We start from the raw sequence: 10,969 nt of genomic DNA on the forward strand, positions 1-10,969 counted from the left end.
CCACCACACCGGCCCGGGCCCGCCGGTACCCACGCCCCGCACTCCGAGTTGGCCGCATGGGCGCGCACCCTACCCGCCCGCGATCCTCCGTCAAGCGTCGGGGCCGTCCAGGGGCACGCCTCTCGAGCGCGCCGCAGCTGTCAGCGCCGCCAGGCCCGCCACCAGCCGCGCCTCGCGGGCCGAGCCCCGGAGCGCCTGGCCCAACGGCCACTGAAGCTTCACGCCGTCCTCCACCTCCACCGTGAGGGCATGGTGGCGGTACAGCGCGGCGAGGAGCAGGCCCACGGCCCCGGCCAGGAAGCCCATGAGCCGCATCGCCGGGTACGGCGCCCAGAAGCCCAGCACGGTGAAGGCGAGCAGCGCCAGCGCCTCCAGGTAGGGCCGCGAGCGCCATTCCAACCTGCGCACCCGGATCCAGGCCACGTCGACCGGCGAGCCCTTGGCGCGCCCCTGGAACGTCAACCGCTCCACGCCCACGGACAGGCCGCGTCCATTGCCCAGGTTCACCACCGCCAGCGGGCCCATGGACGGAGGCGGACGGGACGCGGGCGCCGGGGGCGGCAGGGGCGCCTCTGGCAGCACCGCGTTGCAGAAGGCGCAGCGGCGCCGGGCCGCCGACTGGGGGCGCCCGCAGGCGGAGCACATGACGAGCACTTCCGCGGGCACGGAGCCCCTCCCCTTCCGTCAGCCGACGACGAAGTTCACCAGTCGCTTGGGGACGAAGACGAACTTGCGCAGCGTCTTGCCCTCAAGGGCGGACTTCACCTTCTCCTCCGCCTCCGCCGCCGCGCGCACGTCCGCCTCGCCCGCGTCCGCCGCCACGCGCACCTCCGCGCGCAGCTTGCCGTTCACCTGCACGGCGTACGGAATCACGTCGTCCACCACCAGCGCCGGGTCGAACTCCGGCCAGGCCTCCGTCACGGTGAGCACCTTGGAGCCGTAGGCCTCCGCCAGCTCGTCCGCGATGTGCGGCGCGAACGGGGTGAGGATGCGCGCGAGCAGCCGCATCGCCTCCGCCATGGCCGCCTTCTCCGCCTGCGTCTCCGGCGTGCCCACCGCGTAGAGCGCGTTCACGCACTCCATGATGCCGGCGACACCGGTGTTGAAGGACAGGCGTTCAATCGCCTCGCCCACGCGCTTGAGGCACTTGTGCGCCGCGCGGCGCGTCTCCAGCGCCTTGCCCTCGTAGGGGCCGGCGTACGTGACGTCCGCCACGGAGGCATGGTGCGTGGCGGCCAGCGACCACACGCGCTTCAGGAAGCGGGAGACGCCCTCCACCTGGTCCGGGGACCAGTCGAAGTCGCGCTCCGGCGGGCCCGCGAAGAGCACGTAGGTGCGCGCCGTGTCCGCGCCGTACTTCTGCACGATGGAGGAGGGGGCCACGCCATTGCCGTAGCGCTTGCCCATCTTGCGGCCGTCGGCGCCGTTGACGATGCCCTGGGTGATGAGCCGCGTGACGGGCTCGTCCACGGGCGACAGGCCGAGCAGCTTCATGATCCGGGTCCAGAACCGGAAGTAGAGCAGGTGCATCGTGCCGTGCTCGGGGCCGCCCACATACACGTCCACGGGCAGCCAGCGCTTCGCCACCTCGGGGTCGAAGGGCGCGGCGTCGTAGTGCGGCGACAGGTAGCGCGCGAAGTACCAGCAGGAGTCGACGAAGGTATCCATCGTCTCCGCCTCCCGACGCGCGGGACCGCCGCACTTCGGGCAGGAGGTGTTGACGAAGGACGCGACCTTCGCGAGCGGCGGCTCGCCCCGGCCGGTGAGCACCTCCTGCGTGTCGATGTCCGGCAGGCGCACCGGGAGCTGATCCAACGGCACGGGGATGCCCTTGCGCTCCGGATCGCACTTCTCGCAGTAGACGATGGGGATGGGCGTGCCCCAGTAGCGCTGGCGGCTGAAGCCCCAGTCCCGCTGGCGGTACGTCACCGTGGCCTTGCCCTGGCCCTGGGACTCCAGCGTCGCGGCCATCTTCACGCGCGCTTGCGCCGAAGGCAGGCCGGTGAAGTCCCCGGAGTCCACGAGCACGCCGTCGGCGGTGGCCGCCTCGGTCAGCGTCTCCCCCGCGCCCAACCTGTCGCCCGTGGCTGGCTGGATGACCACGCGCACGGGCAGCGAGTACTTGCGCGCGAAGGCGAAGTCGCGCTCGTCATGCGCCGGCACGCTCATCACCGCGCCGGTGCCGTAGTCGCTCACCACGAAGTTGGCGATCCAGATGGGCACCGGCTGCCCGGTGAACGGGTGCAGCGCGTGCGCCCCGGTGAAGACACCCTCCTTCTCCGTGTCCTCGCCCAGCCGCTCCGTCTTGTTCTGCGCCGCCATGCGCCTGGCGAACGCTTCGACGTTCGCGCGCTGCTCCGGCGTCGTCACCTGGGCCACGAGCTTGTGATCGGGCGCCAGCACCACGTAGGTGCAGCCGAAGAGCGTGTCCACGCGGGTGGTGAAGACGCGCAGGGACGCGTCATGCCCCTGCACGCGGAAGTCCACCTCCGCGCCATCCGAGCGGCCAATCCAGTTGCGCTGGCGGGCGGTGATGCTGTCCGGCCATTCCTTGAGCGTGTCCAGCGCGTCGAGCAGGTCCTGCGAGTACTTCGTGATGCGGAACGCCCACTCGGGCATCTCCTTGTCCAGCACCTCCGAATTGCAGCGCTCGCAGCGGCCGTCCTTCACCTGCTCGTTGGCGATGACGGTGTGGCAGCCGGTACACCAGTTCACCTTGCTGAAGCGGCGATAGACGAGCCCGCGCTCCAGCATCTGGAGGAAGAACCACTGGTTCCAGCGGTAGTACTCCGGCTGGCTGGTGTTCACCTCGCGCGACCAGTCGTAGCTGTAGCCGAGCGTCTTGATCTCCGCCTTGAACGATTCGATGTTCTCGCGGGTGCGGATGGCCGGGTGCACACCGTCCTTGATGGCCGCGTTCTCCGCCGGCAGACCGAAGGCGTCCCAGCCCATGGGGTGCAGCACGTCGAAGCCGCGCATCTGGTAGTAGCGCGCGTAGACGTCCCCGATGAGGTAGTTGCGCACGTGCCCCATGTGCATCTGGCCACTGGGATACGGCAGCATCTCCAGGACGTACTTCTTGGGGGCGTCCGGGCGCCTGCCTGCCCGGAAGATGCCCTCCTGGTCCCAGCGGGTCTGCCACTTTCCTTCAATCGACTGCGGCTCGTAACGCTCGTTCATCGCCATGGCTTTCCAGTCTCTTAGCGGGAGGTGCGACATGCGGGCAACAAGTCTTGGTGCGTTGAAAGCCCGGACGGCCGGCGCCCCCGGGGAGCTGACGGGCAGCCCCATGTGGGTGGGCCCTCCGGGGGTCGGGCCTCGCTCGGTGCTTGCCCTCCGGCCCGGGCGCGACTAACTCGCCTTCCCGGTCTGGCGCAGAGGGAGAGCACCATGCAGGTCGTGAGTGTGAAGAGGGCCCTGTCGGGCTCGATCGAAGCGGGCGCGAAGGTGGAGGTGCGCGGCTGGGTGCGGACGCGCCGCGACTCCAAGGCGGGCATCAGCTTCGTCAACGTGAGCGACGGGTCCGTGTTCGACCCCATCCAGGTCGTCGCCCCCAATTCGCTGCCCAACTACGAGAAGGAGATCCTCCGGCTCACCGCGGGCGCCTCCGTCATCTGCCGGGGCACGCTGGTGCAGTCCCAGGGCAAGGGGCAGGCCTTCGAGATCCAGGCGGACGAGGTGCAGGTGCTGGGGCTGGTGGACGACCCGGACACCTACCCCATCACGCCCAAGCAGCACTCGCTGGAGTTCCTGCGGGACGTGGCGCACCTGCGCGTGCGCACGAACACCTTCGGGGCCATCACCCGCGTGCGCAACTCCGCCATGCAGGCGGTGCACCGCTTCTTCCACGAAGAGGGCTTCTGCTGGGTCAACACGCCCATCATCACCGCGAGCGACGCGGAGGGCGCCGGGCAGATGTTCCGCGTGTCCACGCTGGACGCCAGCAACCCGCCGCGCGGGCCGGACGGGAAGATTGACTGGGGCAAGGACTTCTTCGGCAAGGAGGCCTACCTCACCGTGTCCGGGCAGCTGAACGTGGAGGCCTACTGCCTGGCGATGTCGAAGGTCTACACGTTCGGCCCCACGTTCCGCGCGGAGAACAGCAACACCACGCGGCACCTGGCCGAGTTCTGGATGATCGAGCCGGAGATCGCCTTCGCGGACCTCAACGAGGACGCGGCGCTGGCGGAGCGGTTCCTCAAGTACGTGTTCAAGGCCGTGCTCAACGAGTGCGCGCCGGACATGAAGTTCTTCGAGGAGCGCCAGCAGAAGGGCGTCACGGAGCGGATGGAGAAGTTCATCGGCTCCAGCTTCGAGCGCATCGACTACACGGACGCCATCTCCATCCTCCAGAAGGCGAAGAAGAAGTTCGAGTACGCGCCGGAGTGGGGCAAGGACCTCCAGACGGAACACGAGCGCTACCTCACCGAGGAGCACGTGGGCCGGCCCGTGGTGGTGATGAACTACCCGGAGGCCATCAAGGCCTTCTACATGCGCATCAACGAGGACGGGAAGACCGTCGCCGCGATGGACGTGCTCGCCCCGGGCATCGGCGAGATCATCGGCGGCAGCCAGCGCGAGGAGCGCCTGGATGTGCTCGACGCGCGCATGGTGAAGTTCGGCCTGAACCCGGAGCACTACCAGTGGTACCGCGACCTGCGCCGCTACGGCACCGTGCCGCACGCGGGCTTCGGGCTCGGGTTCGAGCGGCTCATCGTCTACATGTGCGGCCTGCAGAACATCCGCGACGCCATCCCCTACCCGCGCGTCCCGGGCTCGGCGCAGTTCTAGTCGCGTCACCGTGAAGCACAGAGGGCCTCCCGGGTTCATCCCCCGTGGAGGCCCTTCGTGCGTCAGCCCTTCTTCAGGAGCCCCGCGCGGTCCTGCGCGAGGGCTCCCAGCGCGGACCAGTCCTCATCGCCTCGCCCCTGGGCGACACCGGTGAGGAAGTGGTCGCGCAGGAGGCTCGCCAGCGGCAGGGGCACCTCCGCGCCTCGGCCCGCTTCGAGGGCCAGCGTCATGTCCTTGAGGCCCAGGCGCAGGGCGAAGCCCGCGGGCGTGTACTGCCCCTTCGCGATGGCGCCCGCGTAGTTCTCGAAGATGGGCCCGCGGGCGAAGACGGACTTGAAGACGTCCAGGAACGCGGCGCGCTCCACGCCGGACTTCTCCGTCAGGGCGAAGGCTTCCGACAGGGCCTCCATCATCGACGCGATGAGGAAGTTGCCGGAGAGCTTCACCACGTTCGCGGCCGAGGCCTTCTCGCCCAGCTCCGTCAGGCCCCGGCCCAGGGCCGTGAGCAGCGGACGCACGCGGTCCACGTCGGCCTTGGGGCCGGCGGCGACGACCCAGAGTTGCTTGCCCGCGGCGGCCTCGGGGCGGCCGAAGACGGGGGCGGAGACGTAGCCCTGGCCCGCGTCCGCGTGCGCCTTCGTCAGTCGCTCCGAGAGCGCGACGGAGATGGTGCTGGACGAGACGTGGATCGCGCCCTTCGGCAGCGCCCCGACGACGCCGTCCGGCCCCAGCACGGCGGCCTCCGCGGCGTGGTCGTCCGCCAGCATCGACACGACGACCTCCGCGTCGCGGGCCGCCTCGCCGGGCGTCTTCGCCACGCGCGCGCCCTGCTGTTGCAGCGGCTGCGCCTTGGAGGCGGTGCGGTTCCAGACCGTGACGTCATGGCCCGCGCCGAGCAGGTTCTTCGCCATCGGCGCGCCCATGTTTCCCATTCCGATGAAGCCGACCTTCATGGGGATGCTCCCTTCGTGCTCGCGTTCACGCTTCGTTCGCCTGCTCTTCGGACACGTCCAGCCGCTCGAAGGCGCGGCCCAGGACGGCGACGCCCAGCGCCACCTCCGCGAAGAGTGCCCCCGCGGCCACCAGCCCCGCGAGGGGCGCGGACCACCGCCCCACGACAGTGAACAGCGGATAGCCCACGAGGAGGGCCACCACCGCAGCGGGCAGCAGCCCCAGGAACGTCACCACCAGCGTGCCCACCAGCGTGAGCAGCCGCTGGCCCAGCGCCTCCACCCCGCGCGCCCGCTCCGAGTCCGCGGGGATCCACGCGGGCAGCAGCACCACCGCCGCGTTCTGCACGAACAGCCCCGCGAGCCCCAGCGCCGGCAACACCGGCAGCAGCCCCAGCACCACCGGCGTCGACCACGGCGCGAGCGTCGCGTCGTCCGTGCCCACGCCCAGCGCCAGCGCCACGCCCAACATCACCCACTGCGCCGCGCCCAGCGTCAGCGCCGACGCCGCCAGCTCCGCGCCCACCACCTGTCGCCCCGTGAGCGGCAGCGCGCGCAGCAGCTCCAGCTTCGGCAGGTCCATGCGCAGGTCCGTCCGGAACGCGCTCGGCCCGACGACCGCCATCGCCACCGCGACCATCAGGGCCATGGGACCCAGCAGCTCGCGCGTGTTCGCGAACAGCCGCGTGTCTCCCAGCACCAGCGCCACCAGCGCGCCCAGCACCACGAAGGCCAGCAGCATCACCAGCCCTCCCCCCAGCCGCCTGCGCGCGATGAGGTTCTTCCACCGGAGCGCCACCTCCGGACGCCCCCGCGCCTGGAGCACGAAGGGCACCTCCACCGTCAGCACCCAGGCGTAGTGCGCCACGAGCAGCGCCAGTGACGCGGGCAGGTAGCGCAGGAAGTCCTGCCCGCTGCGCGCCATCGCGGGGGCCACCAGCGCGCGCCCCGGCCACAGCAGCGCGCGGGGGCCGGGCGCGTCCAGCACATCCTTCAGCCACTCGCGCACCACGAAGGGCGCGGAGATGTCCTCCGGCCACGGGTGCACGCGCAGCGTGGACAGCAGCGTCCACGCCACCGCCAGGAGGAGCAGCCCCACCACCGCCCAGCGCACGGCGCTGCCCCAGCGGCCCCTCGACACCAGCCACGCGCGCACGAAGGACGCCGCCGTGCCGTGCAGGTACAGCGTGCCCATGGCCAGGGCCGCGCCGAGGAAGAAGAGCACCGGCCGGGGGCTCGTGAAGCGCCCCACGAAGAGCGTCGCCGCCAGCGCCGCGAGGCTCGCGCTCAACAGGCCCCGCAGCAGCTTGTAGTGCAGGAGCGCCCGGCGCGTGACGGGCGCCGGGAAGAGGTACTGCACCTCCGTCTGCGTGAAGGTCAGCGCCGGCCGGTCCGCGCCCAGCACCCACGCCGTCATCAGCGTGCCCAGCACCGACATCTCCAGCGAGAGCTCCGCGAACAGGCGCGCGTTGAGGGACACCCCCCGGCCCGTGCCCTGGACGAAGACGCTGCGCCCCACGAGCGAGTACAGGTACGCGGCGCCCACCAGCGCGCCCAGCAGGTAGCGCGGACGCTTCAGCCGCTGCACCTGACGCACCAGCCGGTTGCGCCAGGTCCTCGCCCACAGGAACACCACCGCCCGCGAGAAGCTCACGAGGCCCGGGGCCCCGGCCCGGACGCGTCCGGGTCCTCCGCCGCCGCGCTGGTGATGCGCACGAACACCTCTTCCAGCGAGGCGCCGTCCCCCGCCCCTCCGGCCAGCTGCTCACGGATCTCCGGCAGGGTGCCCAGCGCCACCGCCTTGCCTCCGGCGATGACGAGCAGCCGGTGGCACAGCTCCTCCACCAGCGGCAGCAGGTGCGAGGACAGCACCAGCGCGGTGCCTTCTTCCGCGCGCCGCCGCAGCGACGCCTTCATCCGGCGGATGCCCAGCGGATCCAACCCCGTCAGCGGCTCGTCCAGCAGGATGAGCCGGGGCTGGTGGAGGAAGCCGCACGCGATGGACAGCTTCTGCTTCATGCCCCGCGACAGCTCGCCCGGCAGGGAGCGCTCGCGGCCCGTCAGCTCCATCTCCTCCAGCAGCGCGCGGCCCCGCTCCTCCCAGTCCTCCACGCCGTAGAGGCGCGCGGTGAAGTTCAGGTGCTCCCAGACGGTGAGGTACTCGAAGAAGCGCGGCTCGTCCGGCAGGAAGGCCAGCGCGCGCTTCGCGTCCACGGGTGCCACCGCCAGGTCGTGCCCCGCCACCCGCACGCGGCCCACCGACGGCGGCAGGATGCCGGCGAGGCACCGCAGCGTGGACGTCTTGCCCGCGCCATTGGGCCCCACGAGCCCCAGCACCTCGCCCGGGGCCACCTGGAACGTCAGCCCCCGCACCGCCTGCACCGCGCCGTACGTCTTCTCCAGCCCCTCGACGTCCAACGCCGGTTCCATGCGTGCCTGGGTCCTCGAAGTTCGCCCGAAGTTCGCTCGAAGCTCAGTCGAGCTTGAGCAGTTCCTTCACCGTTTCCAGCACCACCCGGGCCTGCACGGGCTTCACGAGGTAGGCGCTCGCGCCCAGCGCCATGGCCCGCGCCCGGTCCACCTCCGCGCCCTCCGTCGTCACGACGACGATGGGCACGCCCTGGTGATCCGTGGCCCGCCGGATGTGGCTGATGAGCTTCAGCCCGTCCATCAGCGGCATGTTGATGTCCGTCAGCACCAGGTCGAAGCGGCCCTGCGTGGTGAGCATCTTCAGCCCCGCGACCCCGTCCTCGGCCTCCAGGCAGACCACCCCCGAGAGGCGCTGGAGCGCGTACATGATGCTGCGGCGCATGGCCTGCGAGTCGTCCACCACCAGCGCGCGGATCTGCTGCTGCGACATGCCCGGAAGCCTAGCACCCGGGCGCGCGCGGGCCCGGGATTGTGACACGGCCTGTCCGGGAACCACCGATTCACTGCCCCGAGGACTGTCGGCGCCTGCGCACCAGCGCGGCCAGCTCCGCGCCCATGTCGTCCAGGGGCAGCACCCGCGTCACCGCCCCCGTGGCGATGGCCTCCTTGGGCATGCCGAACACCACCGCCGTGTCCTCGGACTCGGCCCAGGTCTCGCCCCCCTCGCGCCGGACGTCGCGCACGCCCTGCGCCCCGTCCGAGCCCATGCCCGTCAGCACCACCGCCACCGCGCGCGCGCCCAGCACCTCCGCCGCGCTCTCGAAGAGCCGGTCCACCGACGGGGCGTACTTGTCCGCGGGCAGCGGCCCGGGCGTGCGCAGCTCCATCCGCCCCGAGCGCTCCGTCAGCAGCAGGTGCCGTCCGCCCGGCGCGATGTAGACGTGGCCCGGCGCCACCGCGTCACCGTCACACGCCTCCGTCACCGTGAAGGGCCCGATGCGATCCAACCGCTCCGCGAAGGCCCGGGTGAACTGCGAGGGCATGTGCTGGCCCACGAGCACGCTCACGGTGGGTTCGCTCGCGAGCCCCTCCAAGAGCCGCTGCACCGCGGGAGGCCCGCCCGTGGACGCGCCCACGGCGATGACCTGGGGCGCCTCGCCCGCGAGCACCGCGCTGCGCAGCGCGGCCCCGTGCCGCCCGCCCGACTTCACGTGGCGGGCCGAGCGCACCTTGTCCAACAGCTCCCGCCGAAGCGTCTCCAGCGCCTCCGGCGTGCTCCGGGGCGGCTTGGCGATGAAGTCGAACGCGCCCAGTTCCAGCGCCTTGAACACGTCCGACTTGTGCGCGTAGCTGGAGATGACGATGACGGGCGTGGGCGCCGCGTGCATCAAGAGCCGCAGGAAGGTGTGGCCTCCCAGCCGGGGCATCTCCAGGTCCAGCGTCACCACGTCCGGCTTCAGGTCCAGGACCTTCTTGAGTCCCTCCTCGCCATCCCCCGCCCAGTCCAGCACCTGCACGTCCAGCGACGACTCCAGCAGCGTGGTGAGCATGCGGCGGTTGGTGGCCGAGTCGTCGATGACGAGCACCTTGAGCGGGCGTCCCATCAGCGTCCCTCCCCCGGCAGGTCCGGCCGGCGGTACACGAGGTCCCCCTGGAGGTGCACCAATTCGAAGTCCGCGCCCAGGCTGAGCAGGTTCTCCGCGTGGCCCAGCAGCAGGTAGCCCCCGGGACAGAGCCGGTCGCGGATGACGCCCAGCACCCGGCGGCGCGCGGCCTGGTCGAAGTAGATCATCACGTTGCGGCAGAAGACGACGTCGGTGCGCGGCACGAGCTGGCTCGTCGCCTCGTCCGTCAGGTTGTGGTGACCGAAGCTCACCCACGCCTTCACGTCGTCGCGCACACGCACGCGGTTCGGCCCCGCGGGCACGAAGAAGCGCTCCAGCAGGTCCGGCGGCGTCGCGCGCAGGGCGCTGGGCCCGTACTCGGCGCGGCGGGCCACGGCCAGCACCCGGCGCGACAGGTCCGTGCCGTGCACCTCCACGTCCCAGTCGTTGAAGCGGCCGCTGTCCTTCAGCAGCATCGCCACCGTGTACGCCTCCTCTCCGGAGGAGCAGCCCGCGGACCACAGCCGCAGCCGCCGGGTGCGCGCGTTGCGCTTCTCCAGGATGGGGAGCAGCTCGTCGCAGAAGGCCTTGAGCTGCGCGGGTTCGCGGAAGAAGTACGTCTCGTGCGTGGTGAGGGACTCGACCGCCGCCTCCAGCTCCGCCGTGCGCTGGACGTCGTAGCGCAGGTAGCGGTGGTAGGCGCTGAAGTCCAGGAGCCCCAGCGCCTCCAGCCGGGGCCACAGCCGGCGCTCCATCACGAACTTCATGTCCTCGTGGATGAGGATGCCGCAGTGGGCATAGACGTGGTCGCGCAGGAGCCGGAACTCCTCCAGCGTCATCTCGGGACGGCCTTCGTCGAAGCGTGGCATGCGCGTCCCTTCCTCAGCGCCCCGACAGCTGCGCCACCGCGTCCACCAGCGCCATCCGGGCCAGCGCGTCGCGCTCCACCGTCAGCGCCTGCTGCAGCGCCGGCAGGCACTCGGGGCGCCCCAGGTCGCCCAGCACGCGCGCGGCCGCCGCCCGCACGTCCCAGCGGGGATGTCCCAGGAGCGACACCGCCAGCGCCGCGCCGTCCGCCGTCCCCTCCGCCGACGTCAGCGCCGCCAGCGCCGCCTTCACCACCTCCGTGTCCGAGTGGCCCAGCGCGTCCCACAGCATGCCCGCCCCCACCTGCCCCAGCTTCGCCAGGGCCCGCACGGCCAGCACCGCGAGCGCGCCGTCCCCGTGGCGCACCAGCACCTCCAGGTCCTGCGC

At 71.4% G+C, this 10,969-nt stretch carries 10 protein-coding genes; 1 reads left to right on the forward strand and 9 read right to left on the reverse strand.

Annotated elements, in window-relative coordinates; genetic code table 11:
• Window positions 1–90: 90 nt before the first annotated feature.
• Both D7V93_RS27250 and leuS read right to left on the reverse strand, forming a co-directional pair.
• Window positions 91–666, reverse strand: a complete 576-nt coding sequence (locus D7V93_RS27250) for a hypothetical protein (RefSeq protein ID WP_120646177.1) — start codon at window positions 664–666, stop codon at window positions 91–93.
• Between the two features lie 18 nt (window positions 667–684).
• On the reverse strand, window positions 685–3,186 hold the full coding sequence (gene leuS, locus D7V93_RS27255; protein ID WP_120646178.1) for a leucine--tRNA ligase: 2,502 nt from the start codon (window positions 3,184–3,186) through the stop codon (window positions 685–687).
• A gap of 204 nt (window positions 3,187–3,390) precedes the next feature.
• Here leuS and asnS point away from each other — a divergent pair, with 204 nt between their 5' ends.
• A complete protein-coding gene (gene asnS / locus D7V93_RS27260) occupies window positions 3,391–4,791 on the forward strand; it encodes an asparagine--tRNA ligase (protein ID WP_120646179.1) in 1,401 nt (466 codons plus the stop codon).
• Window positions 4,792–4,853: 62 nt separating this feature from the next.
• On the opposite strand, the gene D7V93_RS27265 is transcribed toward asnS, so the two are convergent.
• From D7V93_RS27265 to D7V93_RS27295, 7 genes are all read right to left on the reverse strand, one after another.
• Window positions 4,854–5,744, reverse strand: coding sequence for an NAD(P)-dependent oxidoreductase (locus D7V93_RS27265; RefSeq protein WP_120646180.1), 891 nt, complete (start codon window positions 5,742–5,744; stop codon window positions 4,854–4,856).
• Window positions 5,745–5,769: 25 nt separating this feature from the next.
• A complete protein-coding gene (locus tag D7V93_RS27270; RefSeq protein ID WP_120646181.1) occupies window positions 5,770–7,395 on the reverse strand; it encodes a putative ABC exporter domain-containing protein in 1,626 nt (541 codons plus the stop codon).
• Window positions 7,392–8,171 carry an ABC transporter ATP-binding protein gene (locus tag D7V93_RS27275; RefSeq protein ID WP_120646182.1) on the reverse strand — a complete coding sequence of 260 codons (780 nt, stop codon included), beginning with the start codon at window positions 8,169–8,171 and terminating at the stop codon, window positions 7,392–7,394. The genes D7V93_RS27270 and D7V93_RS27275 overlap by 4 nt, the downstream gene beginning before the upstream one ends.
• Window positions 8,172–8,214: 43 nt before the next feature.
• Window positions 8,215–8,601 carry a response regulator gene (locus D7V93_RS27280; protein WP_120613601.1) on the reverse strand — a complete coding sequence of 129 codons (387 nt, stop codon included), beginning with the start codon at window positions 8,599–8,601 and terminating at the stop codon, window positions 8,215–8,217.
• 70 nt (window positions 8,602–8,671) lie between these two features.
• On the reverse strand, window positions 8,672–9,715 hold the full coding sequence (locus D7V93_RS27285) for a protein-glutamate methylesterase/protein-glutamine glutaminase (protein WP_120646183.1): 1,044 nt from the start codon (window positions 9,713–9,715) through the stop codon (window positions 8,672–8,674).
• Entirely contained in the window at window positions 9,715–10,584 is an 870-nt protein-coding gene (locus tag D7V93_RS27290) for a CheR family methyltransferase (RefSeq protein WP_208723168.1), read from the reverse strand. Before D7V93_RS27290 ends, D7V93_RS27285 begins: the two co-directional genes overlap by 1 nt.
• 13 nt (window positions 10,585–10,597) lie before the next feature.
• Window positions 10,598–10,969, reverse strand: a 372-nt coding sequence (locus D7V93_RS27295; protein WP_147451361.1) for a HEAT repeat domain-containing protein, incomplete at its 5' end; no start/stop codon positions are given.

It is taken from the genome of Corallococcus llansteffanensis (assembly GCF_003612055.1).
GTDB lineage: Bacteria > Myxococcota > Myxococcia > Myxococcales > Myxococcaceae > Corallococcus > Corallococcus llansteffanensis.